The sequence below is a fragment of the Virgisporangium ochraceum genome (genome assembly GCF_016863655.1).
Classification (GTDB): Bacteria; Actinomycetota; Actinomycetes; order Mycobacteriales; family Micromonosporaceae; genus Virgisporangium; species Virgisporangium ochraceum.
In genome coordinates, this window is the sequence record NZ_BOPH01000086.1 from 79094 (window position 1) to 101580 (window position 22487).

Annotated in this window: 23 protein-coding genes and 4 tRNA genes; 11 read left to right on the forward strand and 16 right to left on the reverse strand. The window is 73.8% G+C overall.

What is annotated here, in order from left to right; genetic code table 11:
- Nucleotides 1–5 precede the first annotated feature (5 nt).
- From Voc01_RS30670 to Voc01_RS30680, 3 genes are read left to right on the forward strand one after another with little or no spacing between them, the layout of a single operon-like run.
- Nucleotides 6–866: an AAA family ATPase gene (locus Voc01_RS30670; protein WP_239160587.1), complete on the forward strand. Its 861-nt coding sequence runs from the start codon at nt 6–8 to the stop codon at nt 864–866.
- Nucleotides 853–2022 carry a vWA domain-containing protein gene (locus tag Voc01_RS30675; protein ID WP_203931088.1) on the forward strand — a complete coding sequence of 390 codons (1170 nt, stop codon included), beginning with the start codon at nt 853–855 and terminating at the stop codon, nt 2020–2022. The genes Voc01_RS30670 and Voc01_RS30675 overlap by 14 nt, the downstream gene beginning before the upstream one ends.
- Nucleotides 2019–2903, forward strand: a complete 885-nt coding sequence (locus Voc01_RS30680; RefSeq protein ID WP_203931089.1) for an amidohydrolase family protein — start codon at nt 2019–2021, stop codon at nt 2901–2903. Before Voc01_RS30675 ends, Voc01_RS30680 begins: the two co-directional genes overlap by 4 nt.
- Here Voc01_RS30680 and Voc01_RS30685 read toward each other — a convergent pair.
- From Voc01_RS30685 to Voc01_RS30700, 4 genes are all read right to left on the reverse strand, one after another.
- Nucleotides 2900–3787, reverse strand: coding sequence for an SRPBCC family protein (locus Voc01_RS30685; RefSeq protein ID WP_203931090.1), 888 nt, complete (start codon nt 3785–3787; stop codon nt 2900–2902). The two genes, Voc01_RS30680 and Voc01_RS30685, sit on opposite strands and share 4 nt — an antisense overlap.
- On the reverse strand, nt 3774–4337 hold the full coding sequence (locus tag Voc01_RS30690; RefSeq protein ID WP_203931091.1) for a winged helix-turn-helix domain-containing protein: 564 nt from the start codon (nt 4335–4337) through the stop codon (nt 3774–3776). The genes Voc01_RS30685 and Voc01_RS30690 overlap by 14 nt, the downstream gene beginning before the upstream one ends.
- 207 nt (nt 4338–4544) lie before the next feature.
- On the reverse strand, nt 4545–5123 hold the full coding sequence (locus Voc01_RS30695; RefSeq protein ID WP_203931092.1) for a YceI family protein: 579 nt from the start codon (nt 5121–5123) through the stop codon (nt 4545–4547).
- An 81-nt stretch (nt 5124–5204) separates the two neighbouring features.
- Nucleotides 5205–5648 (reverse strand): MarR family winged helix-turn-helix transcriptional regulator, encoded by a 444-nt coding sequence (locus tag Voc01_RS30700; protein WP_203931093.1) that lies wholly within the window; start codon nt 5646–5648, stop codon nt 5205–5207.
- A 102-nt stretch (nt 5649–5750) separates the two neighbouring features.
- On the opposite strand from Voc01_RS30700, the gene Voc01_RS30705 reads away from it, so the two are divergent.
- On the forward strand, nt 5751–7553 hold the full coding sequence (locus tag Voc01_RS30705; RefSeq protein ID WP_203931094.1) for a substrate-binding domain-containing protein: 1803 nt from the start codon (nt 5751–5753) through the stop codon (nt 7551–7553).
- Nucleotides 7554–7581: 28 nt separating this feature from the next.
- On the opposite strand, the gene Voc01_RS30710 is transcribed toward Voc01_RS30705, so the two are convergent.
- Nucleotides 7582–8952: an Hsp70 family protein gene (locus Voc01_RS30710; RefSeq protein ID WP_203931095.1), complete on the reverse strand. Its 1371-nt coding sequence runs from the start codon at nt 8950–8952 to the stop codon at nt 7582–7584.
- A gap of 18 nt (nt 8953–8970) precedes the next feature.
- Nucleotides 8971–9672, reverse strand: coding sequence for a TetR/AcrR family transcriptional regulator (locus tag Voc01_RS30715; protein WP_203931096.1), 702 nt, complete (start codon nt 9670–9672; stop codon nt 8971–8973).
- 2 nt (nt 9673–9674) lie between these two features.
- Between Voc01_RS30715 and Voc01_RS30720 the strand changes: the two genes are divergently transcribed.
- Together Voc01_RS30720 and Voc01_RS30725 are read left to right on the forward strand one after the other, a co-directional pair.
- Complete coding sequence (locus tag Voc01_RS30720; protein WP_203931097.1) at nt 9675–10247, forward strand: hypothetical protein; 573 nt, start codon at nt 9675–9677, stop codon at nt 10245–10247.
- The gene (locus Voc01_RS30725; protein ID WP_203931098.1) at nt 10244–10972 is read left to right on the forward strand and encodes a hypothetical protein; all 729 of its coding nucleotides are present in this window, start codon (nt 10244–10246) and stop codon (nt 10970–10972) included. The genes Voc01_RS30720 and Voc01_RS30725 overlap by 4 nt, the downstream gene beginning before the upstream one ends.
- Here Voc01_RS30725 and Voc01_RS30730 read toward each other — a convergent pair.
- Nucleotides 10956–11828 carry a TIGR03619 family F420-dependent LLM class oxidoreductase gene (locus Voc01_RS30730; RefSeq protein ID WP_203931099.1) on the reverse strand — a complete coding sequence of 291 codons (873 nt, stop codon included), beginning with the start codon at nt 11826–11828 and terminating at the stop codon, nt 10956–10958. The two genes, Voc01_RS30725 and Voc01_RS30730, sit on opposite strands and share 17 nt — an antisense overlap.
- 152 nt (nt 11829–11980) lie before the next feature.
- On the opposite strand from Voc01_RS30730, the gene Voc01_RS30735 reads away from it, so the two are divergent.
- From Voc01_RS30735 to Voc01_RS30745, 3 genes are read left to right on the forward strand one after another with little or no spacing between them, the layout of a single operon-like run.
- Nucleotides 11981–12736, forward strand: coding sequence for a pectate lyase (locus Voc01_RS30735; RefSeq protein WP_203931100.1), 756 nt, complete (start codon nt 11981–11983; stop codon nt 12734–12736).
- A gap of 54 nt (nt 12737–12790) precedes the next feature.
- Nucleotides 12791–13291, forward strand: a complete 501-nt coding sequence (locus Voc01_RS30740; RefSeq protein WP_203931101.1) for a (2Fe-2S)-binding protein — start codon at nt 12791–12793, stop codon at nt 13289–13291.
- Nucleotides 13288–15321, forward strand: a complete 2034-nt coding sequence (locus Voc01_RS30745) for a molybdopterin cofactor-binding domain-containing protein (RefSeq protein WP_203931102.1) — start codon at nt 13288–13290, stop codon at nt 15319–15321. Before Voc01_RS30740 ends, Voc01_RS30745 begins: the two co-directional genes overlap by 4 nt.
- Here the strand turns inward: Voc01_RS30745 and Voc01_RS30750 are convergent.
- Nucleotides 15300–16514 carry an RNA polymerase sigma factor gene (locus Voc01_RS30750; protein ID WP_239160588.1) on the reverse strand — a complete coding sequence of 405 codons (1215 nt, stop codon included), beginning with the start codon at nt 16512–16514 and terminating at the stop codon, nt 15300–15302. The genes Voc01_RS30745 and Voc01_RS30750 overlap by 22 nt on opposite strands.
- The gene (locus Voc01_RS53340) at nt 16511–16882 is read right to left on the reverse strand and encodes a YciI family protein (RefSeq protein ID WP_239160589.1); all 372 of its coding nucleotides are present in this window, start codon (nt 16880–16882) and stop codon (nt 16511–16513) included. The genes Voc01_RS30750 and Voc01_RS53340 overlap by 4 nt, the downstream gene beginning before the upstream one ends.
- A gap of 185 nt (nt 16883–17067) precedes the next feature.
- On the opposite strand from Voc01_RS53340, the gene Voc01_RS30755 reads away from it, so the two are divergent.
- Nucleotides 17068–17331: an MFS transporter gene (locus Voc01_RS30755; RefSeq protein ID WP_239160591.1), complete on the forward strand. Its 264-nt coding sequence runs from the start codon at nt 17068–17070 to the stop codon at nt 17329–17331.
- 5 nt (nt 17332–17336) lie between these two features.
- Nucleotides 17337–18041 (forward strand): MFS transporter, encoded by a 705-nt coding sequence (locus Voc01_RS30760; protein WP_203931104.1) that lies wholly within the window; start codon nt 17337–17339, stop codon nt 18039–18041.
- On the opposite strand, the gene Voc01_RS30765 is transcribed toward Voc01_RS30760, so the two are convergent.
- From Voc01_RS30765 to Voc01_RS30795, 7 genes are all read right to left on the reverse strand, one after another.
- Nucleotides 17993–19198, reverse strand: coding sequence for a vWA domain-containing protein (locus tag Voc01_RS30765; RefSeq protein WP_203931105.1), 1206 nt, complete (start codon nt 19196–19198; stop codon nt 17993–17995). The two genes, Voc01_RS30760 and Voc01_RS30765, sit on opposite strands and share 49 nt — an antisense overlap.
- Complete coding sequence (locus Voc01_RS30770; protein ID WP_203931106.1) at nt 19195–20376, reverse strand: AAA family ATPase; 1182 nt, start codon at nt 20374–20376, stop codon at nt 19195–19197. Before Voc01_RS30770 ends, Voc01_RS30765 begins: the two co-directional genes overlap by 4 nt.
- Nucleotides 20377–20384: 8 nt before the next feature.
- Nucleotides 20385–21674 carry a hypothetical protein gene (locus Voc01_RS30775; protein WP_203931107.1) on the reverse strand — a complete coding sequence of 430 codons (1290 nt, stop codon included), beginning with the start codon at nt 21672–21674 and terminating at the stop codon, nt 20385–20387.
- A gap of 136 nt (nt 21675–21810) precedes the next feature.
- Nucleotides 21811–21882: transfer RNA gene (locus Voc01_RS30780), tRNA-Val, on the reverse strand.
- A gap of 20 nt (nt 21883–21902) precedes the next feature.
- Nucleotides 21903–21987, reverse strand: a tRNA-Ser gene (locus tag Voc01_RS30785).
- A gap of 8 nt (nt 21988–21995) precedes the next feature.
- Nucleotides 21996–22068 (reverse strand) — tRNA-Leu (locus Voc01_RS30790).
- A gap of 5 nt (nt 22069–22073) precedes the next feature.
- A tRNA-Phe gene (locus tag Voc01_RS30795) sits at nt 22074–22146 on the reverse strand.
- Nucleotides 22147–22487: the final 341 nt, after the last annotated feature.

Consider the following 22487-nt stretch of genomic DNA (forward strand, 5'->3'; position numbering starts at 1 on the left):
TCCCCGTGCCCGATCTCGACGAGGAGCGGCTCGCCGGTCTCCTGACACGCGAGGGCTACTTCGCCGACGAGGGCATGCTCACGGCCGTCCACCTGTCGTTGCGGCTCGGGCGGCCGCTGCTCCTCGAAGGCGAGCCCGGCGTCGGCAAGACCGCGCTGGCGCCGGTGCTCGCACGGGTGCTCGACCGGGAGCTGATCCGGCTGCAGTGCTTCGAGGGCCTCGACTCCGGGCAGGCGCTCTACGAGTGGGACTACCCGAAGCAGCTGCTGCGCGTGCGCACCGCCGAGTCGCGCGGCGAGGACGTCGGCGACCTGTACGCCGAGGAGTTCCTGCTGCGGCGGCCGCTGCTGCGCGCGGTGCGCTCGCCCGGCGCGGTGCTGCTCATCGACGAGATCGACCGCGCCGACAGCGAGTTCGAGGCGTTCCTGCTGGAGTTCCTGAGCGACTTCCAGATCACGGTCCCGGAGCTGGCGACGATCCGCGCCGCGGAGCCTCCCGTCGTGGTCCTCACCTCGAACCGCACGCGGGAGCTGCACGACGCGCTGCGGCGGCGGTGCCTGTACCACTGGATCGCGTTCCCCGACGCCGACCGGGAGCGCGCGATCCTGCACGCACACGTGCCCGGGCTCACCGAGGACGCGGCGACCGCGCTGGTGCGGGCCGTGCAGGGCATCCGGGCGCTGCCGCTGCTGAAGCGGCCCGGCGTCGCGGAGACCGTCGACTGGGCGCGCGGCGCCGCGGCGCTTGTCGACAACGGCTCCGCCTGGCCGCTCGCGCTGCGCCGCGCGCTCGGGCTGCTCATCAAGGACGAGGAGGACACGGCGCTCGTCGACGCCCACCTGAGGGAGGTGGGTGGCCATCACTGACTCTGCCATCCGGCCCCAGGGGGCGGCCGCCGACCACCTGTGGGGCTTCCTCGACGCGCTGCGCCGCAACGGGCTCGGCGCCGGGCCCGCGAAGCAGGCCGACTTCCTGCGCGCGGTCGCCGGCCGGGCACCGCGCGACCTCACGGCGCTGTACTGGTACGCCCGCGTCACGCTGCTCACCGACGTCGCCGACCTCGCCACGTTCGACGAGGTGTTCGACGCCTGGTTCCAGCGGCTGGCCGTCGCGGTGCCGGTCCCACCGCCCCCGGACGCGGAGGGCGAGGTACCCGCGCACGGTGACCGCGGCGGACCCGATCCGTCCACGATGGACACCCGGCCCGGTGCGGGAACGGCCGCCAGCGCGCTCGCCACCGCCGGCCGCCGCGCGTTCGGCCGCACCGACGAGCGGCAACGCGACCTGATGCGGTCGCTGCGCGATGCCTGGCCGCGGTGCCTGCCGACGGTCCCGTCGCGGCGGCGGCGGCCCGCGCCGTCCGGCCGCCGCCTGGACCTGCCCCGCATCTGGCGCCAGGCCCGCCGCGACGGCGGCGAGATCACCCGGCTGCGCTGGACGGCCAGGCCGCGGCGCCCGCGGCGGCTGCTGCTCCTGCTCGACGTTTCCGGCTCGCTGCGGCAGCACACCCCGGACCTGGTGCGGCTGGCGCACACCGCACCGGCGCGCACCGAGGTGTTCACGTTCGGCACCCGGCTGACCCGGATCACCGCCGCGCTCGACGGACCGGAGGTCGACGCGGCGCTGGCGGCCGTCTCGCGCGTGGTGCCCGACGCCGACGGCGGCACGGCGATCGGCGCGTCCCTGCACCGGTTTCTCGGCAACCCGCGGTACCTCGCGCTCGCCCGCGGCGCGCTCGTCGTGGTGATCTCCGACGGGTTGGAGCGCGGCGACTGCGCCGCGATGGTCGGCGCCGCGGCCCGGCTCTCGCGGCTGGGCCACCGGCTGGTCTGGTGGTCGCCGCTGGCCTGTTCCCCCACCTACCGGCCGCTGACCCGCGGCATGGCCGGGCTCCTCCCCCACCTCGACCACCTCGGCGGCGTGCGCGACCTGGCGACCGGGCTGGCCGAGGTCGGCCGCCTCCCCGCGGTCGTGTCGGGCCCGCGCCGGGCCGCCCACCGGACCTGGAGAGACGTCGAATGACCATTGTGGACGCCCACCACCACATCTGGCGGCAGGCCGACCTGCTCTGGCTCGCCGGTACGCCGGTCCCCCGGATCTTCGGCCCGTACGAACCGATCCGGCGCGACTACCCCGCCGCCGAGTACATCGCGGAGGCCACCGCGGCCGGCATCGGGGCCTCGGTCTACGTGCAGACGAACTGGCCGGCCGACCGCTGCGAGGACGAGGTCCGCTGGCTGCGCGACGTGCACGCGGAGACCGGCTGGCCGATGGCCGTGATCGGCGGTGCCGACCTGTTCGACCCCGGCGCCCGCGAGGTGATGCGGCGCCAGGCGGCCGTCACGCCGCTGGTGCGCGGCGTGCGGCTGCAACTGCACTGGCACGACCGGCACGAGTTCCGCTTCGCCTCGGCACCCGACCGGATGCACGACCCCACGTTCCGCCGCAACATCGCCGCGCTGGCCGACCTCGACTGGCTGTTCGAGCTCCAGGTGTTCACACCGCAGATGGTCGACGCGGCCGCGTTCGTGGCCGACTTCCCCGACACCACGTTCGTGCTCGTGCACGCCGGCATGCTCGACGACCTGTCCACTGTGGACGCGTGGACGGCGGGCCTGCGGCGGCTCGCCGACCTGCCCAACGTGGTTGTCAAGCTGACCGGGCAGGGCACGTTCGTGCACCGGGTCGACCAGCCGCTCATCGACCTGGTGACCGCGACGTGCCTGGAGCTGTTCGGCCCGCGGCGGTGCATGTGGGGCAGCAACTTCCCCATCGAGAAGCTCTGGACCGACCTCGACACGCTCGTCTCGGCCTGGCAGCGGGCGCTGGACCCGTACCCGGCCGAGACGAGGCGGGACGTGTTCGCCGACACCGCGAGGCGGGTGTACGGCATCCGTTCCTAACTGTCGAGGGCGAACATGCCCTCGGGCAGCCCGGTGACCTCGATCCTCCGCCAGATCGAGCGCTGCCCCGGCAGCTCGTGGTAGCGCCGCAGCGCGGCGAGGCCGCCCAGCCAGCCGGCCCAGCCCGGGTACGGCGGGTTGGCCGGGTCGAACCCGCTCTGCATCGTGGTGAGCCGGGTCTTCCCGTCGGATCCTTCCAGCTCCCAGCTGTTGACCACGCCGTCGGCGAAGCGCAGCGTCGCCCTGCGGCCCGGCTCGAACTCGACGAACGTGGCGCCGCCGGGGTCCAGCTCGAACCCGCCCATCGCGAAGCGGCCGCCCACCCACGGCTCGATGTCCACCCTGGCGCCGAACCACCGCATGAACTGGTCGGCCTGGACCATCGAGTCGAACACCGCCTCCGGGGCCGCGTCGATGACGATCGAGGCGCTCAGCTCGGTCGACGTGAAGTCGCACTTCGGGGTCTGGTCGCGCCCGGCCAGGTAGTCGGCGAGGTTGGCGATCGCCAGCGTCCAGAACGTCTGCAGCGCGCCGCGGGCGCCGGCCCTGTCGGCGATGACGTCCTCGAAGCTGGGCAGGTCGCTCTGGCTCAGCGTGACGAGCGTGCCGTCGCCGTCGTCGGCCAGCTCGAACTGCGAGATGGTCTCGACCCCGTCGACGGTCCAGGCGAGCCGGAGCGTGCGCTCGTCGACGTGCAGCACGCGCTGGTGCGGCTCGGCGCCGTCGGGCGTGTGGCGGCCCCAGAACTCGTACCGGTGGGGCAGGTCGACCTCGGCGTGCTCGGCCAGCCACACGCGCAGCGCGGCCGGGTCGGTCAACGCCTCGTGGACGACCTTCGGCGCGGCCGGCAGGACCGCGCTGAGACGCAGGTCAAACTCGGTCATCGGGAGCTCCCTTGGGATAGCAGGCGACGGCCAGGCGGAACGCGTCGCCGTCGGCGCCGCCGTAGCGGGTGAACAGGTCCTGCAGCGTGTGCTGCAACTCGTCGAGGAACGCCTTCCGGTGCTCCGGGCGCACCCGGATGTCACCGGACATCCCGACCGACGGCAGGTCCGGCCGGGTCAGGTCGAGCGCGGCGATGTCTGCCTGGACGCCCTCCAGCAGGTCGACCAGGTAGCCGAGGCTCAGCCGGTCGCGGGTCTGCGGCAGCCCGATCCGGCCGATCAGTCCCGGAGACAGCCAGTACGACCGGCCGGTCGCGCGGTAGATCCCCTCGGAGATCCCCCGCACCCGCCGCTCGGCCACCTGGCCGGCCAGGCCGGCGTCCACCAGGCGCTTGACGTGGTAGTAGACCCGCTGCGGGGTCTGGCCGAGCTCGACCGCGACCTCGGTACAGGACCGGGGTTCGGCGAGCTGCCGCAGCACCTCTATGCGCTGTGGCTTGAGCAGGGCCTCGGCCTGCTCGATCCGGTCGAGGTAGACGACGTCTCTCATAACGAAAAGCAGCCTTTACGTAAAAAACTATTTTGTCAATAGGCCACGGAGCTCCCGCCGCCCCACCGTCGTCGAGGCGTGCGGCGCCAGCAAGGCGCGCGCCGATCTTGCAGTTGTGGCCGCCCCTATTTACGGACATGTCGCGTTTTGAGGGAGGCCACAACTGCAAGATCGGCGGAGAAGGGGGTGCCGGGACGGCGCGCAGGCCTAGGGGCGCAGGACGGCCTCGAGGTTGATCTCGAGCTGCACCTCGCGGGAGACGAGGATCCCGCCGGTCTCCAGGGCCATGTTCCAGGTGATGCCGAAGTCCTCGCGGTTGAGGCTCGTCCGGGCCGAGGCGACCGCGCGGTGGGCGCCCCACGGGTCCTTGGCGTAGCCCTCGTAGGTCACGTCGAAGGTGACCCGGCGGGTGACGTCGCGGATGGTCAGGTCGCCGGTCATCGTGCCGGCGGTGCCCTGCCACGCGATCGCGGTGCTGCGGAACGTCGCGGTCGGAAAGGTCGCCACGTCGAAGAGGTCGGCCGATCGCAGGTGCTCGTCGCGGGTGGGGTTGCCGGACTCGACGGTGGCCATGTCGATGGCGACCTCCACCGTCGACGCCTCCGGGTCCTCCGCGACGGTGACCGTGCCGGTGACCCCGGTGAAGTGCCCGCGGACCTTGGTGAGCATGAAGTGCCGGCCGGTGAACGCGACCTCGGTGTGGCCCGGGTCGAGGTCCCAGACCCCGGGGACCGGCAGGATCGTGCCCCGGAAGCCGCGGGTGGCGGTGAGATCGGTAGTGGTCATGACATCCTCCATAAGTGCGTGCGTACGCACATTGTTTCCGCGCGGCGGTCGGCGCGTCAACTGTGTGCGTGCGCACATGAGTTAGACCGGGTGCTCCTCGGTGCCCAGCACGCGCCACAGCGCCGTGGCGATCACCCTGGCCTCGCGGTCGCTGAGGTAGGACAGGAAGTGCTCCTCCACCGCGGCCAGGTACACCGGCGCCGCGGCCCGCAGCCGCCGGCGGCCCTCGGCCGTGATCGCGGCGAACGCCGACCGGCGGTCGTCGGGGTTGGCCTGGCGCTCCACCAGCCCTTCCCGCTCCAGTTCGCCGACAACGCGGCTGACCCGCTCGCGGCTGACCACCGCCTGCTCCCCCAGGTCGGTCATCCGCAGCCGGCGGTGCGGCGCGGCGTTGAGCACCAGCAGCACGTCGTACCACGTGATCGGCAGCCCGGCCCGGGACAGGGCCTTCTCCAGCCTCGGCAGCACGGCCGCGTGCGTGCGCAGCAGCGCCGCCCAGGCGGCGATCTTGTCGTCCTCGCTCACGCCGACAGCGTACCGATGAATGTGCGTGGGCACGCAGTTCGACCGCTGTTGTGCGGCCCGGTTAGGATGCGGGGCTCCATGGGGCGGGAACGGAGTTCACCGATGGGTGTTGGCACGGGGAACCGGGCGCGGTTGCCGCTGGTGGTCGCGGTGGTCGTCGGTCTCGTCGCGGTCGGGGTGACATACGTGGTGCTCCGCCGCGACCCGGAGCCGGCGACCGCCACCGGGCGCGCGGGATGCGAGCCGATCGAGGTCAGCTCGTCCACCGAGAAGGCCGACCTCATGATCGACCTGGCGCGCCGGTACAACGGGTCGAAGACCCTGTACGGCGGCACCCGGTGCGCGTCGGTGACCGTCCACCGGCTCACGTCCGGCGCGGCGATGGAGGCGCTCGTCTCCGGGTGGAACGAGCAACGGGACGGCGCGCCCCGGCCACAGGTGTGGGCGCCGACCTCGTCGCTGTGGCTGCAGCTGGCCCGCCACCGGGAGAGCGGCACCGACCGGCCCGTGCTGCCGCCGGCCGGCGTCAAGGCGCCGTCGATCGCGCAGAGCCCCTTGGTGATCTCGATGCCGAAGCCGATGGCCGAGGCGTTCGGCTGGCCCGGCCGCGAGTTCGGGTGGAGCGACGTGCTGGCCCTCGCGTCGGACCCGCAGGGCTGGGGCCGCTACGGCCACCCCGAGTGGGGCCGCTTCTCCTTCGGCAAGGACAACCCGCACCTGTCCACGTCGGGGCTGGCGGCGACCGTGGCCACCTACTACGCGGCGACCGGGCTGTCGCGCGAGCTCACACCGGCCGACCTCGAACAGCCGAACGTCACCACGTTCGTCCGTGGCGTCGAGTCCGGGGTGCTCCACTACACCGACGACGCGGTGACGTTCCTCGCCAACCTCGCCGAGGCCGACGCCAAGGGCGCCGCGATGTCGTACGTCAGCGCGGTGGTGCACCAGGAGCAGCTGACGTTCCTCTACAACAAGGGAAACACCACGGGGGACCCGAAGGTGGTCGGCCGGGCGCCGAAGGTGCCGCTCGTGCCGATGGTCCCCCGCGACGGCACGCTGATGCTCGACCACCCGTACGTGGTGCTGCCGTCGGCCACCGACGCGCAGAAGGAGGCCGCCGCCGACTTCCTCGCGTTCCTGCAGAAGCCCGAGCAGCAGGCCGCGTTCGCCGCGATGGGCTTCCGCGACCACCTGGGCACCGCCGGCCCCGAGCTGACGCAGACCCTGCAGCTCCCCGCCGGACAGAAGATCAGCGTGGTGCAGCCGCCGGCCGGCGAGATGCTCGACCGCATCCTGTCCGGCTGGGACGACCTGCGGAAGAAGGCGCGCGTCCTGCTCGTGCTCGACGTGTCGGGATCGATGAAGGAGGAGGCGTACGGCGGGATCAGCAAGCTCGAAGCCGCGAAGGCCGCGGCCATCAAGAGCCTGGACCTGCTGCACGCCGACGACGAGGTGGCGCTGTGGACGTTCTCCACCCAGCGCGGCGGCTCCAGACAGCCGTACACCGAGCAGCTGCCGATGTCGCGGCTCGGCACCGCGAAGCAGCAGCTGACCGCGACGATCCGCGGGCTGAACGCCGAGGGCGGAACGGCGCTGTACTACACGACGCGGGCGGCCGACACGTTCATGCGGCAACGGTTGGACGCCGGCCGCATCAACGCCGTGGTGCTGCTGACCGACGGGCACAACGAGTACCCGGCCGACAGCGACAAGGCCCGGCTGCTGCGCGACCTCGACGGCTCGGTGCTGGAGGAGTCGGTGCGCATCTTCGGGATCGCGTTCGGCGCCGACGCCGACCTGGCGACGCTGCAGGAGGTGGCGAAGGTGTCACGCGCGGCGGCCTACGACGCGACCGATCCGTCCAGCGTGGACAAGGTGTTCACCTCGGTACTGAGCAACTTCTAGCGCGGGCACCTTCCGGGGTGAGTGGCCTCTAACGCTCGAGGGCGAGGCCGAGCACCACGCGCACGGCGTACACGAGCACCGCGACCACGGCGGCCGCGAACACCGCCGTGGCCGCGCCGGCGTCGGCCATCGTCGCCACCGCGCCGGCCAGCACTCCGAGCACCAGGGCGGCTGCGATCGCCCAGGGATCACGGAGAATCGGACCTGAGGCGCGGCCCGCACGCGGTCTCCTATGGGTTTTCTCGGCGGACAACGGCGCCGACGCCAGCGGTGCGGCCGCAACCACCGACAAGGCCATCGTGACGCCGGCGGGCGTGCGCTCCTCGCGGGCGTCGAGCAGGCTCAGCGAGCCTTCCGCGACAACGAGTTCGGGTTGTTCGAGGACGGTCGGCGGGAGGTCGAACGCGCGGTGCAGGAGCGTCGCGACGAGCGGGACGCGGCTCGACCCGCCGACGAGGAAGATGCCGCCGACGTCGGGTGGCTGGACGCCCGCGCCGCGCACCGCCGCCCGCGTGACCGTGACCGTGCGGGCGATGACCGGTTCGGCGAGGCGCTCGAACTCCTCCCGGCTCACCGGGACGCTCTCGTCCAGGAAGGGCAGGTGTACCAGGGTCTGCGACCGCCGGCTCAGCGACTCCTTGGCCAGCCGCACGTCCTCCCACAGCTGCCAGCGGGCGCGGCGGTCGGCGACGGTCGCGGGGCGGCGCAGGCGCTCCCAGGCAGCGGGGTCGCGGCGCGCGATGTGCTGGCCGAGGTGCTCGACGAGCGCGGCGTCGAGGTCGAGGCCGCCGAGCTCGGGCAGCCCCTCGCTGGCGAGCACGGTCAGCGCGCCGTCGGGGCCGCGGCGCACGACGCCCGCGTCGAACGTTCCGGCGCCGAGGTCGTACACGACGGCGCACCGGCCCGGCTCGACGGTTCCGGCTGCGCCGAGGAAGTACGCGGCGGCCGCGACCGGTTCGGAGACCAGCTTCGGCGCGGGCAGCCCGGCCCTGCGCACCGCGTCGGTGAGCCGGCCCAGCCGCGACGTGCCCCAGATCTCCGGGTGCGTGACGACGACGCGGTCGGGCACCTGCCCGGTGACCTGGCGCGCCTCGGCCGCGACCCGGCCGAGGACGGCGGCGACGAGGTCGACCACGTCGGTCTCGTGGCCGCCGAGCAGCACGATGCCGTCGGCCATGTGCCGCTTGGGGTTCGGCTCGAAGCGGTCGGGGTGCAGCCGCGCGGACCGGACGGCGTCGGCACCGGACAGGACGTCGCCGGGACCCTCGAGGAGCACGGCCGAGGGCAGGAGCGGCGAGCCGTCGAACAGGAGGGGACGGGGCTCACCGTCGCCGCGCCGGACCATGGCGACGGTGTTGTACGTGCCGAAGTCGATCCCGAGCAGGACACCGATCGCCATCGTTGCAGGGTACGCGTTCTACGGTCGTCCGTAGCGCGCCAGGAAGGTGTCGACGGCGGCGCGTGCTGTCGCATCGAGGACGTCGGCCGCCGGCGGGGTGTCGTCGCCGCGCAGCGTGCGGTCGTTCAGCGGTGCGGCCACGGCCAGCCACGTGAACTGCTGCGCGGCGGTCGACGGGTCGTCGGCGCGGATGCGGCCGCGGCGCGTCAGCTCGGCGAGCGCGTCGCCGAGGGTGGCGATGTTGCGGTCCCAGCTGTCGGCGACGTAACCCGCCGCGACGTCGGGGAACCGGGCCGCCTCGCTGGCGACCAGCCGCCGCATCCGCAGGACGTCGGCGCCGAGGATGCCGGCCTGCAGCGTGCGGGCGAGCGTCAGCAGCGCGGTCGGCACGTCGTCGGTCGCCAGGAAGAGGTCGAGATGGGGACGCATCGCGTCGCGGCCGCGGGCGGCCCAGTCGCGCACGACGGCGGCGAAGAGCGCGTCCTTCGAGGGATGCTCCTGGTACAGCGACGTCTTGGAGATCCTCGCCCGGGCCGCGACCGCGTCCATGGTGGTGCGGGCGAAGCCCTGTTCGAGGAAGACCGCGCGGGCGACCGCCAGCAGTTCGGGGCCCTGGCTGCCGCTGGGACGTCCACGCCGGCGGGTCGTGATCGCGCACCTCCACTTTAGTACGTGCCGGTATCTTAGCGGTCCCTTTATCCGGCCGGCGATAGACAGCACGGATGGCATCACGGCTCGTCTGCGACTACGGCCCGAGCGAACCGCACGGCTGGCCCGCGGCCGGCGGCGTGACCGTCGGCGGACACACGCCCGTCCACCGTGGACGGTCGTGCCGGGTCGAGCTGTGCCCGCCGGAGTACGCGGCGGCGCCGACCGTGGAGTTCGTGCGCACCGTCGAGGCGGCGTTCGGCACCCGTTACTCGTTCCGGTACGCCGGCGGGCTTCCCGCGGGCGGCGGGTTCCGGGTGCGCTCGTACGCCGTGACCGGCTCACGCGTGGACCTGTACGTCGTCTACGACGGCGACCCCGACCCGGCCGTGGCACTGCGCTGGATCCGGGTGTCCGACGGCGCGGTCGACAACGGCGGGCGGGCGAACCCGTTCCTGCCGACGGGCGGCCCGACGTCGGTCGACGGTCGCCGGCTGGTGAACCTGTACTCGACCGCCGACGCCACGACGACCGCGACCGCCGAGGTGTTCCTCGCGCACGACACCGGCGTACGCGACCACTCGGGATCGGCCACCGTCGTCATCATGGGCGGGCTGCGGTACGGCTGGCGGGTGGTCGACGGGTGACCCGGCTCCCGACCCGACCGGCGGCCGACCACCGCCGGCTCGTCGCCGACCACCGGCCCAGCATGCCGACCGGGTGGCCGGGCGCGGCGGCGCGGACGCTGGGCGGGCACGTCACCGCGGTCGAGTTCGTCCACGATGGACGGCCGTACCGGGTCGGCCTGCTCCCGTGCGACCGGCCGGGTGACCCGTTCGCGCCCCGGTACGGGGACCGGCCCGCCGACCCGGACGTCGACTTCGCCGCGGTGCTCGACCGGGAATGCGGCGGGCACTACGCGTTCCGGTACCAGGGCGGCTTTCCCGGCGGCGCGGCGCTGCGGATCCGGTCGCACAGCGTGTTCGTCGCCCAGGAGACCGGTGCGACCGGCGTCGGCGCCGACCTGCACCTGGTGTACGAGCCGGACGTCCGGCACGGTGACCCGCCCGCCGACGACGCGGTGCACTGGATCCAGGTGACCCGGTACGACGGCGTCGCCGCGGTCGACCGGGGCGGCCGGGCGAACCCGTTCCACCCGTACGGCGGCCACACGTCGGTCGACGGGGTGCCGGTGGTGAACCTGCAGGCGTCGGCCCGGGCCGGGGTCGGGTCCGCGCACCGGTTCACGGCGGAGGCGTTCCTCGTCCGCGACACCGGCCGCCGCGACGCCACGGGCCGCGGGATCGTCGAGGTCTTCGGCGGCGTCCGCTGGGGCTGGCGGGCCGGGCCGTGCGTCACACCTTCGCGATGATGTTCTCGGCGTACCACCGCAGGTGTTTGACCTTCGCCTCCAGCGGTTCGGTGTCGGCGCCGTCGATGTAGGGGTCGCGGAACCCGACGATGCAGTCGGTGACACCCTTGTCCGCGAGGCGCCGCACGCCCTCGACGGTGTACGCGTCGAACGAGATGACGTGCACCTCGAAGTCGTCGCGGGTGTCGCCCTCGGCGCGCCGGATCTCGGCGAGCCGGTCGAGCAGCCGGTCGAGCTCCGCGGCGTCGCCGCCGGCGTGCATCCACCCGTCGCCCTTGACGACGGCGCGGCGCAGCGCCGCGTCGGAGTGCCCGCCCACGAGGAGCGGGATCCGCTGAGTGGGCGCGGGGCACTGCTGCAGCGGCTGGAACGAGTAGAACTCCCCGTCGTAGCCGAAGAACCCGCCGCCGGTGAGTCCGCGCAGGATGTCGATGCACTCGTCCATGCGCCGGCCGCGCGCCTCCCACGGCACGCCGAGCGCCGCGAAGTCCTCCGGCCACGGCGACAGCCCCACGCCGAGCCCGAGCCGGTTGCCCGACAGGAACGCCAGCGACGACGCCTGTTTGGCCACGAGCACGGGCGGGCGCACCGGAAGCTTGAGCACGAACGGCGTCAGCCGCAGCGTCGAGGTGACCGCGAACAGCTGCGCGCACAGGACGAACGTCTCGATGAACTCCTTGCCCCGCAGGAACTCCCGGTCGCCGCTGGCGGTGTACGGGTACCTGCTGTCGGACTCCTCCGGGTAGATCAGGCTGTCGGCCACCGTCATGCTCGTGTAGCCGGCCGCCTCGGCGGCCTGCGCCAGCGGCACGTAGTGGGACGCCAGCGTCATCGCCTCGGCATAGGTGAACCGCATGGGACCAGACTAGAACACGTTCTAGTTCCGGGCCAGAGGCGCCGGCCGGACACATTGAGTGATTACGGTCGATTTAAGGCATCTTTGAGACCCGTTCCCCTCCGGCCGGCCGTACGCCTCTACGAAGCCACTCGCGAAGGAGGGCCAACCGGATGAGCCGGAAACTGATCGTGGCGGCCGCGACAGCGGTCGTCCTCGGAGCGGGTGCGGTGGCCGCCACGTACGCGTCGGCCGACGTGCCACCGGCGGCGGGCGAGCAGACCGTCACCGCGACCATCGAGGTCACCGGCGTCTTCGACGGTGGCAACCGGCGCTTCGTCGGTGCCGGCGACCTCGGCGGCGACGGCCAGGCCGAGGGCCAGGACCCGTTGTTCTCGCTGGCACCGGGCGCCACGCTGACGAACGTCATCATCGGGTCGCCGGCCGCGGACGGGGTGCACTGCGCCGGCAGCTGCACGCTGCGCGACGTCTTCTGGGAGGACGTCGGCGAGGACGCCGCCACGTTCCGCGGCACCGACGCCACGGTGGTCGTCGACGGCGGCAGCGCCGCCCGGGCCGACGACAAGGTGTTCCAGGACAACCGCGGCGCCGGCGGCTCGGTGACGATCCGCAACTTCGAGGTGAGCGACTTCGGCAAGCTCTACCGGTCGTGCGGCAACTGCTCCACCCAGGCCGCCCGCACGGTGACGCTGTCGGGAATCGCGGCCACCGCACCCGGCGGCGTGCTCGTCGGCATCAACGTCAACCTCGGCGACACCGCGCTGCTGTCGAACATCACCATCGTCGGCGACGACGACCTGGGCCTGTGCGACCTGTTCGAGGGCAACGACACCGGCGAGGAACCGGAGAAGATCGGCGCGGGACCCGACGGCACGAGCTGTACGGCCACCGGCGTGGTCCGGCGGTAGGTCCGGCGGTAGCGCTGGCCGAACGCCCGATACTTCGCGGCACCATCATCCACAATGATCGATGCACGAAGCGAGGGGGTCGTGGTGTCGCGGTACCGGTTGCACGTCAACGGCAGGCGTCAGGTGGTCGACGTCCCGGGTGACACGCCCCTCCTGTGGGCGCTGCGGGACGAGCTCGGCCTCACGGGTCCGAGGTACGGGTGCGGCATCGGCGCCTGCGGCGCGTGCGTCTCGCTGGTCGACGGCGCGGCGACGCGGCCGTGCGTGCGCACGGTCGCGGAGTCCGAGGGCGACCGGATCACCACGATCGAGGGGCTGTCGGCGCGCGGCGACCATCCCGTGCAGCGCGCCTGGCTCGAGCTCGACGTGGCCCAGTGCGGCTACTGCCAACCGGGCCAAATCATGGCGACCGTGGCTCTGCTCGCCCGCGTGCCCGACCCGACCGACGCGCAGATCGACGAGGCGTTGCGCGACAACGTCTGCCGGTGCGGCACGTACCCGCGCATCCGGGCCGCGGTCCGGCGCGCTGCCGAGCTCGCCAGGGGTGCGCGGTGATCGCGCGTCGGACGCTGCTGAGGTCGGGCGCGCTCGTCGTGGCGGTCCCGGTGGTCCTCCCGCTGGGCGCGGAGGCACCGGCGCTGGCGCCCACGGTGTTCGTGCGGGTGGACGCCCAGGGGCGCGTGGTCGCCACCGTCCCGAAGCCCGACACCGGCCAGGGCGTGCGGACCATGGCCGCGGTCCTCGTCGCCGAGGAGCTGGCCGTCGAGGTCGCCGACGTGACGCTCGAACAGGCGCCCGGCGACACCGCCCGGTACGGCTCGCAGTCCGTGGGCAACTCGATGTCCAGCAGGCACATCACCGGGCCGCTGCGCGCCGCGTCGGCCACGGCGCGGTGCCTGCTCGTGGCCGCGGCGGCGGCCCGCTGGCAGGTGCCGGTCGCGGAGTGCGTCGCGCGCGGCGGCCGGGTCGAGCATCCGCGCCGGCGGGCGCTGCCCTACCGCGCGCTGGTGGCCGACGCCGCCGCGCTCGACCCGGCGACGGTGCCGGTCACGCTGACGCCGCCGGAGCGGTGGCGGCTCATCGGGCGCACCCCGGCAGGGCGGTCCGACGCGCGCGCGGTCGTCACCGGGCGCGCGGCGTACGGGGTGGAGTCGGCGCCGGCGGGCCGCCTCGTCGCGGTCGTCGCGCGTCCACAGTGGATCGGCGCGGTCGTCGACACGGTCGACGACGCCGCCGCGCGGGCGGTGGCCGGGGTGGTCGCGGTCGTCCGGCTGGTTCCGCCCGGGGCGGGGCAGGGCGGGGTCGCGGTGGTCGCCACGTCGACGGCGGCAGCGCTGCGCGGGCGCGACGCGCTGCGGGTCACCTGGACCGGCGGGACCCCGACGGCCGACAGCCGCGCGTGGCTGGCCGACCTGGAGGCGGCGCTGCCGCCGCTCACCGGAACCTTCGACGCGCAACGGGTCTACCGCCTGCCGCTGCTGGCGCACGCGCCGATGGAGCCGATGAACGCCACCGCCGACGTCACCGCCGACGCGGTGCGGGTGTGGGCGCCGGTGCAGAACCCGGGCGGGCTGCGCACCACGCTGGCCGCCCAGCTCGGCCGGCCCGACACCCAGGTCCACGTGACGCCGACGCTCGCCGGTGGCGCGTTCGGCCGGCGCATCGAGATCGACCCGGTGCAGGAGGCGGTCGCGTGTTCGCAGGCCGTCGGGAGACCGGTCACCGTGCGCTGGACCCGCGACGACGACACCCGCCACGACTCGTACCGTCCGATGTCGGCGCACCGGCTCGCCGCGACGCTCGGCCCCGACGGCGTACCGACCACCCGCGTCCACCAGGTGGCGACGTGGCCGCTGACCGTCTCGCCGCCGTTCGCCAACCCGGCCGTGGTGCGGGCGAGCGGCGACCACTTCCCCTACGCGGTGCCCGGCGAGGTGTCGGTGACGCTGCGCCCCGCTCCCCTGCGCACCGGCTTCTGGCGCTCGGTCTACGCGGGCCAGTTCGCCTACGCCGAGGAGTGCTTCCTCGGTGAGCTCGCGCGGCGCGGCGGCCACGACCCGATCGCGGTGCGGCGGCGGCTGCTACCGGAGGGTTCGCGGCTGCGTGCGGTGCTCGACGCCGCCGCGCTCGAGGCCGGCACGCCGGTCGGGTCGAGCCGTTCTCAGCACAGCCGGGCCGCGGCCTGCCACCTCGAGTACGACTCCGCGATCGCGGTGGTCGTCGACGCCGACCCGACCGCCCGGAGGGTGCGCCGGGTGACGGTGGCCGTCGACGTCGGCGTGCCGATCCACCCGTCGGGGGTGGTGGCGCAGGTCGAGGGAGCCGTGCTCGACGCACTGTCCACTGTGCTCGGTGCGCAGATCACCGTGCGGAACGGTGCCGTCGTGCAGTCGTCGTTCCGCGACTACGCGTGGGCCCGCATCACCGACTGCCCGGACATCGACGTCGTGCTGGTGCGCTCGGACGCGCCGATCGGCGGCCTCGGCGAGCTGGCCTACCCGCCGGCCGCCGCCGCGATCGCCACGGCGCTGGCCGGGGGCGGCGGTCCCGTCACCGGAATGCCCTACGGGGTGGAGGTCGGCTGACACGCGGCCGCCCGGCCTTCGAGGTAGCGCTGCTCGGCGACGCTCGCCGTCGCCCTGGCCGCGCGGCGGTAGTGCTCGTACGCCGCGCGGGTGTCGCCGGCCTTCTCCAGCAGATGAGCCCGCACCGACAGCAGCCGGTGGTGTCCGGCGAGCCGCTCGTCGTCGTCCAGTGTGGACAGCAGGGCGAGCCCGGCGACCGGCCCCTCGACCTCGGCGAGCGCGACCGCCCGGTTGAGGATGACCATCGGGTTCGGCGCGATCCGTTGCAGGATCAGGTACAGCGCGTGCACCTGCCGCCAGTCCGTCCCGTCGGCCGACGCGGCGTCGGCGTGCGTGGCGGCGATCGCCGCCTGGAGCTGGTAGGGGCCGAGCGTGGGCCCGCCCAGCGCCGCCCCGGCCAGCGTCGTGCCCTCCTCGATCAGCGCGCGGTTCCAGGTCGAGCGGTCCTGCTCGCGCAGCGGCACCAGGTCGCCGGTGGCGGTCGTGCGCGCGTCGCGCCGGGCGTCGGTGAGCAGCATCAGCGCGAGCAGGCCGGTGACCTCGCTGTCGTCGGGCAGCCGCGCGTGGACCATGCGGGTCAGCCGGATCGCCTCGCGGGCGAGGTCGGCGCGGTGCAGTTCGGCGCCGGACGAGGCGGTGTAGCCCTCGTTGAAGATGAGGTACAGCACGTGCAGCACGGCGCCGAGCCGGTTCTCCCCGGCCGGCACCGGGAACGAGCTTCCGGCCGCCCGGATCCGCTGCTTGGCGCGGCTGATCCGGGCCGCCATCGTGGCCTCCGGCACCAGGAACGCACGGGCGATCTCGGCGGTGGTGAGGCCGCCGACGGCCCGCAGCGTCAGCGCCGTCTGCGAGGCCGGTGTCAGCGCGGGGTGGCAGCACAGGAACAGCAGGTCGAGCGTGTCGTCGGTGTCGGGCACCTCGTCGGGCGGCGGCTCGACCGCGATGGCCGTCTCCCGCTCGCGACGCGCGTGCTCGCTGCGCCACTCGTCGATGAGCCGCCGCGACGCGACGGTCACCAGCCAGCCGCGCGGGTTGACCGGCACCCCGCCGGCCGGCCACTGCGTGGCGGCGGCGAGCACGGCCTCCTGCACCGCGTCCTCGCACGCCTCGAACTGGCGGTACCGGCGCACCAGGACGCCGAGGACCTGCGGCGTGTACTCACGCAGCAGGTCCTCGATCGCGGGTGTCGTCACGGCTCCAGGGAACCGTCGAAGAACATCACCTGGCGCACCTCGATGCCCAGCCCCGGGATCGCGGCGTCGGGGATCTGCGCCGCCAGCTCCAGCGCCCGCTCCTTGGTCTCCACGTCGACGAGGTAGAAGCCGCCGACGTGCTCCTTGGCCTCGAGGAACGGCCCGTCGGTGACCGCCGGCTGGCCGTTGCGCACCGACACCACGGCCGCCTGCGACGGGTCGACGAGCGCCTGCGTGAGGATGAACTCCCCGGACTCCTTCAGCGAGTCCATGAACCGCCCGTGGCCCTCGCCGATCGCCTGCCGCTCCTCCTCCGTCAACGCGTCGAGCACGGCCGGGTTGATGTACATGCTGATGACGAACTTCATCTCGCGCTCCCTCTCGTGGGTCACTGTCACCGGCCGGTCGGAGCCGCCCACGCGTTCTTGACATCCCGCCGGCAACTTTCCCACGGACGCGTGTCAAGCCACGCCGGATCGCTCCGACCGCCGGGTGACGATCACGGAAGGAGCTGAGCGCCGACCTGGGCGCCGGCCCGGTCGAACAGCTGTGGATCAGCGACGCCTACGGCTTCATGGTCGCCGGACTCGTCATCACGATGGGCACGCTCGGTGACCGCATCGGCCGTCGCAGGCTGCTCCTCGCCCGCGGGGCGGCGTTCGGGGTGCTGTCGGTGGCGGGCGCGTTCGCGTCCGGCCCGCTGATGCTCATCGTGGTGCGGGCGCTGATCGGCGTCGCCGGTGCCACGCTCATGCCGTCGACCCTCGCTCTGATCACGAACATGTTCCGCGACGACCCCGACCGCGGACTGGGGTGACGCTCGTGAGCGTGGCTCTGGTGCCGGCGGTGGCTCTGGTGCCGGCGGTGGCTGGTGTCCTGTTCGTGCGGCGGCAGTTGCGGCTGGACCGGCCGTTGCTCGACGTGCGCCTGTTCCGGAGCCGCCCGTTCCGGGCCGTCGTCGTCGCGCTGGTGTTCGCCGGTGTGGCGATGGCGGGCACGGGCCTGTCGGTGACCCAGTACCTGCAGGGTGTGCCCGGCCACCCGCCGTTCGTGGCGGCGGTGCTGTTCGCGCCGATGGGCCTGGGCGTGGCGGTCGGCACGATGACCGCGCCGCTGCTGGCCCGGCGGGTGCCGCCGCCGGTCGCGATCGCCGGTGGGCTGGTCGTGTCGGCGCTCGGCGGCCTGCTGCTGGTCGGGACCGGCCTGCCTCTGGTGGTCGTCGGCGTCACCGTGCTGGCGCTGGGCGCCGCCGTCTACCGCGACCGGATGCACGGTACGTCGGACTCCTTCGCCGGGGCGCTCTCCGCGGCCGCCCGCCTGCCCGCCGCCGACGCCGCTGACCTGCTGCACCGGGCCCGGGAGGCGTTCACCGACGGCCTCCAGCTCACCGGCGTGGTCGCCGCCGTCATCTTCGCCGGCCTGGCCGCGCTGGTCGCGTCGAGCCGGACGCCGTCGCCCCGGGCCCTGCCCCCTCCGGCTCAACCGATGGTGACGACGCGGGCCCACGACGGCGGTGGGTCGTCGTAGTGGTCCTCGTTCTGGACCTTGCGGCGGGGGAACAGTCCGACGACGGTGCGGCACGGTGGCTGCGTGCTCGGCCACGGGGTTTCGCCGTCGGTCAGGACGACGACCACGTCGGGGCGCGGGCGGCGGGACAGCACCGTCGTGAAACCCTCCCGCATGTCGGTGCCCCCTCCCCCGATCAGCGGGATGCCCTCGGCGCGGCACAGCGGGTGGGCGACGCCGGCGGCGGCGTCGCAGGAGAGCACGCTCACCTGGTCCCGCCGACCGCCGACGGCCCGGCCGATCGCCGCGACCTCGAGCAGCGCGCTGCCGAGCTCGGCGTCGCTCACCGAGCCGGAGGTGTCGATGATGACCGACACCCGCGGCGTCCGGTGGCGCAGGGCCGGCAGCACCACCCCGGGCACGGCGGCCGCCCGCCGCGCCGGCCGGCCGTACGCGTAGTCCTGGCCCGCACCGGCGCCCGCCGCGGCCGCCCGCACCGCGGCGATCAGCAGGTCGCGCCACGGCTGCGGCGGGTGGAAGGCCTGCTCCGCCCAGCGCTGCCAGCCCGCCGGGACGCTGCCCCGGTGCCCGTTGATGCCCTCCGCCACCCGGAACCGCACGGCGTCGGCCTCGTGCGGGGCGAGCCCGTGCGCGCCGGCCGGGCCGAGGTCCCACGCCCGGTGGCCGCCGTCGGCGCCGCTGCCGCAGTCGAGCCAGAGCAGGCCGTCGGGCGCCGAGCTCAGCCGGATATTGCGCAGGTAGTCCTCCATCAGCCACTCGTCGGGCAGCCCGAGGAGGTCCGGCGTGACGCAGTCGGCCGGCTTCGTCAGGCCGTCGCCGTACACGTCGTCGTTGATCTCGAAGTCGGCGGCGATGTTCATCCGCAGCCGCTCGCCCGGCCCGCTGGTGCCGTTGCGCTTGGCGTACCGGTCGCTGCGGGCGGGATGGTCGCGCAGCAGGTGCGAGACCTCGTGCACCCAGACCCCGGCCAGCTCCTCGACCGGGGTCCGCGCCACGAAGTGCGGCGAGACGTAGCACCGCCAGTGCCGGTCGACGGCCATCGTCGGCACGCGCGTGGACTCGACCGGGTTCAGCGCGAACAGCGCCGCCGCGAGGTAGGGCCGTGCGCGGGTGGCGAGCAGCCGTGCGGCGAACAGCTTGTCGCGGTCCAGGTTCATGCGGCGACCGTCTCCGGAACGGCCCGCTGCGACATGGTGACGACGCCGGCGAGCCGTTCGATCGTCGGCGGCACCGGCCAGCCGTCCTGGCGCAGGCTCGCGAGCGTCGTCGCGGGCACCACCACGAGGTCCGGCGCGCCGGTCTCCAGGGCGCGTACCAGCAGGTCCCACGCGGCGTCCCACCGCTCGCGGTCGAGGCGGTTGCGCACCGCGGCGACGACGCCGTCGAGCGCCGCCTGGCGCAGGTCGCCGCGATCGGGCAGCACGGCCGTCGCGGGGTCCGCGAGCAGGCTCTCCGGATCGGGCAGCTCCATGCGGTCCATCGCCGCCAGAAGCTCCAGGCCCGGACCGTCACCGACCACCCCGCGCACGAGCAGCGACAGCACGTCGCGCGACGCGCCCGCGGCGGTGCCGAACGCGATCAGGCGCAGGGCCATGTCCCACGTGCGCGGCGAGGCCCACGCGCCGCCCCGCCGTGTCTCGGACTTCGGCAGCTGGTGGACCAGCGTCGGCCGGACCGCGAGCAGCCCGCACACCGCGCGCCGGGCGTAGGCGACCGCGTCCTTCAGCCCGGCCGGGTCGAGCCGCGGCAGCGCCGCCCGCGGCCACGTGCCACCGAGACCGCGGACCACGACGTCGTGCTCGTGTGTCCACTGTAGATGGACGAACCGGTTCGCCAACGGCGCGCTGAGGTCCCACCCGTCGGCGGCCGACGCACGCGGGTTCGCGGCGGCCACGATCCGGATGCCGGGCGGCAGCCGCAACGCACCGACCCGCCGTTCCAGCACCAGCCGCAGCAGTGCGGCCTGCACGGCCGGCGGCGCGGTGGACAGCTCGTCGAGGAACAGCAGCCCCCGGCCCTCGCGGACCAGGCGCACCGCCCAGTCCGGTGGGGCCATCGGCACGCCGTGCACGGCCGGGTCGGCGCCGATGACGGGCAGGCCGGAGAAGTCGGTCGGCTCGTGGACGCTGGCGATCACCGTGGTGAGCGGGAGGCCCAGCGACTCGGCCAGCTGGTGCAGGGCGGCGGTCTTGCCGATGCCCGGCTCGCCCCACAGCAGCACGGGCAGGTCGGCCGCGACCGCGAGGGTGAGCGCCTCGAGCTGGTCGTTCGGACGCGGTTCGGTGTCGGTGTCGGAGAGCAGGCCGAGCAGCTCGGCCGCGATGTCCAGAGTCATATGTGGATTCACCTTGTCGTCTGTCGGTATCTGGTCTGGCGGCCGTTCGGCAGGTACTTCAGCGGTCCGCGGCCGACGAGCCCGGCGCGGTACATGCCGTGCGTGACCCGGCGGGCGGCCGCCTTCTCCAGTTCGTCGCGCAGGGCGCCCGCGCGCAGCAGGGCCGCCGGACCGATCAGGTCCTCGACGACGGCCAGCGCGCCGGCCGTGTCGCCGTGGTCGAGCCGGGAGCGGATGTCGTCGAGGTTCTCCGGTGCGCTGTGGACCCGCGCGACCGCCTGCAGGCACGGCATCGGCGTTCCGCCGAGGGCCGCCAGCAGCTCTTCGCGCCGCACCTCGTCGGGCGGGTGGTCGAACGGCACGAGCACGCCGCCGACCAGCCCGATCCGGTGCCGTGCGCCGTCGCACTCGACCAGCCGCCAGGAACCCGCACGCGGGTCACCCGCCCGCGCCTGCCCCGGCGGACGCCCGCACAACGCGGCCGCGACCAACGGATGCAGCCGGTCGGCGTCAACCAGCCCGGCCCGCAGCAGCTCCAGATCGGGCAGCAGCCAGGTGGCGGCGTACGGCAGCACCGGGAGGGCCGCCGCCGACCGTCGCGCGGGCCGCGGCACCGCCTCGTCACCGTGCAGCGCCAGGCGGCGCCGGCCGATGCGCACCGTCACGGGGACGCCCGGAGCACCGTCGGCCACCCGAAGCAGCGCCGCCTCCGCGGGCCACCGGTGCACGGCGCAGCCGTCCGGCAGCGACGGGTCCGCGCTGTCCGCCGGCCACCGCTCGACACCGGCGCGTTCGCGCAGGTCGCCGGCGTAGCGGGCGTCCCACAGGTGCCGGTGCAGGTCGAGGCGGTACCGCCGGTCGGGGTTCGGTCGGGGATGCGGCAGCCGGCCGACGCGGGAGCCGTCCCACAGCGCGACGCTGATCCGTTGACCGGCGTCGGCCCAGGCCGGCGGGGTCCGCGCGACCAGGTGCACGCCGCCGTACCGGGCCAGCGACATCGTGAGGGCCGGCCGCAGCAGGCCGTCGGGAGCGACCCGGGGCAGGTGCCAGCGCAGCAGGTCGGGAGCGAGTTGACGGAGGTCGGCCCGAACCTCGGCCGCGAGTTCCCGGCCGTGCAGCCGGGCCACCTCACGCAGGTCGACGTCGGCGTCCACGCGCGCGGCCGCGCACGCACCGGCCCAGTCGCCGACAGCGCGACGGGCGGTAGCTGACTCGATCATCGACGGGGGCACGGCGAACTCGCGCACGTGCCGCCACACAGAAAGACGGAGGTCTCGATCCACGATGGTTGAGCGCATCAGCACTCACCGAACGTGGAAACGGCCCCCTCTCGGAACGAGAAGGTCTTCATCGCGAGGAAGCGTACACCGTCGCCGCACGCGCGCAAGCCCACCGGCAGGCCCACCGACAGGGCTGCGTGCGGTGCGCCCGACGTACCCGCGGAGGGACTCGAACCCCCAGCCCGCTGCTTGTAGGGCAGCCGCTCTTCCGTTGAGCTACACGGGCGTGCATTTCTCGATGACACGCGGAGGAGGTGGGATTCGAACCCACGACAGGTGTGAGCCTGTACGCCGATTCCAGCGGCGTGTCCGTAGCCGTGCCGGCTCCTCCATGGAACGTGCCCTCGGCGCGATTCGAACGCGCACGAACCAGCATCTCGGACTGGTGCCTCTGCCGTTGGGCTACGAGGGCGTGCGTGCCTACCCCGGGAGTCGAACCCGGATCCTCCGGAGCTTCACACCGGCGCTCGTCCACGGGAGCTTGGCAGGCTGGATCTGTTTGTCCACAACGAAAACCGCCCGGTCCCGTGGTCCTTTCGACCGATCGACGTGTGGTGTGTTCACGTTCCACGGTAGGCAACCGACCACCCCCGGACAACCCGATTACGTGCCACCGGATCCAGCGTGTATGAGGCCGCGGTCATTGCGACCCGTGGTTACCGGCTGTTAGGGTCTCCGGCAATCATTCGCGCCGAGGACGGCGCGCTGCAGGGCGAGAGGCGCTGCGACGGAACGATTTCCGCCACGCTCGCCCCTGCATGGCTTCATCAAGGGCGCCTCCCCCGAACCTGGAGGGGGCCGGCTCCGGCACGCCCCCTTCGACCTCGCGAA

Coding starts and splice junctions, on each gene's coding strand:
- Voc01_RS30735 (WP_203931100.1), top strand. CDS start 11,981: ATGAGCCGGAAACTGATCGTGGCGGCCGCGACAGCGGTCGTCCTCGGA.
- Voc01_RS30720 (WP_203931097.1), top strand. CDS start 9,675: ATGGCATCACGGCTCGTCTGCGACTACGGCCCGAGCGAACCGCACGGC.
- Voc01_RS30690 (WP_203931091.1), bottom strand. CDS start 4,337: ATGAGAGACGTCGTCTACCTCGACCGGATCGAGCAGGCCGAGGCCCTG.
- Voc01_RS30710 (WP_203931095.1), bottom strand. CDS start 8,952: ATGGCGATCGGTGTCCTGCTCGGGATCGACTTCGGCACGTACAACACC.
- Voc01_RS30685 (WP_203931090.1), bottom strand. CDS start 3,787: ATGACCGAGTTTGACCTGCGTCTCAGCGCGGTCCTGCCGGCCGCGCCG.
- Voc01_RS30740 (WP_203931101.1), top strand. CDS start 12,791: ATGATCGATGCACGAAGCGAGGGGGTCGTGGTGTCGCGGTACCGGTTG.
- Voc01_RS30770 (WP_203931106.1), bottom strand. CDS start 20,376: ATGACTCTGGACATCGCGGCCGAGCTGCTCGGCCTGCTCTCCGACACC.
- Voc01_RS30775 (WP_203931107.1), bottom strand. CDS start 21,674: ATGCGCTCAACCATCGTGGATCGAGACCTCCGTCTTTCTGTGTGGCGG.
- Voc01_RS30695 (WP_203931092.1), bottom strand. CDS start 5,123: ATGACCACTACCGATCTCACCGCCACCCGCGGCTTCCGGGGCACGATC.
- Voc01_RS53340 (WP_239160589.1), bottom strand. CDS start 16,882: ATGAAGTTCGTCATCAGCATGTACATCAACCCGGCCGTGCTCGACGCG.
- Voc01_RS30705 (WP_203931094.1), top strand. CDS start 5,751: ATGGGTGTTGGCACGGGGAACCGGGCGCGGTTGCCGCTGGTGGTCGCG.
- Voc01_RS30680 (WP_203931089.1), top strand. CDS start 2,019: ATGACCATTGTGGACGCCCACCACCACATCTGGCGGCAGGCCGACCTG.
- Voc01_RS30765 (WP_203931105.1), bottom strand. CDS start 19,198: ATGAACCTGGACCGCGACAAGCTGTTCGCCGCACGGCTGCTCGCCACC.
- Voc01_RS30730 (WP_203931099.1), bottom strand. CDS start 11,828: ATGCGGTTCACCTATGCCGAGGCGATGACGCTGGCGTCCCACTACGTG.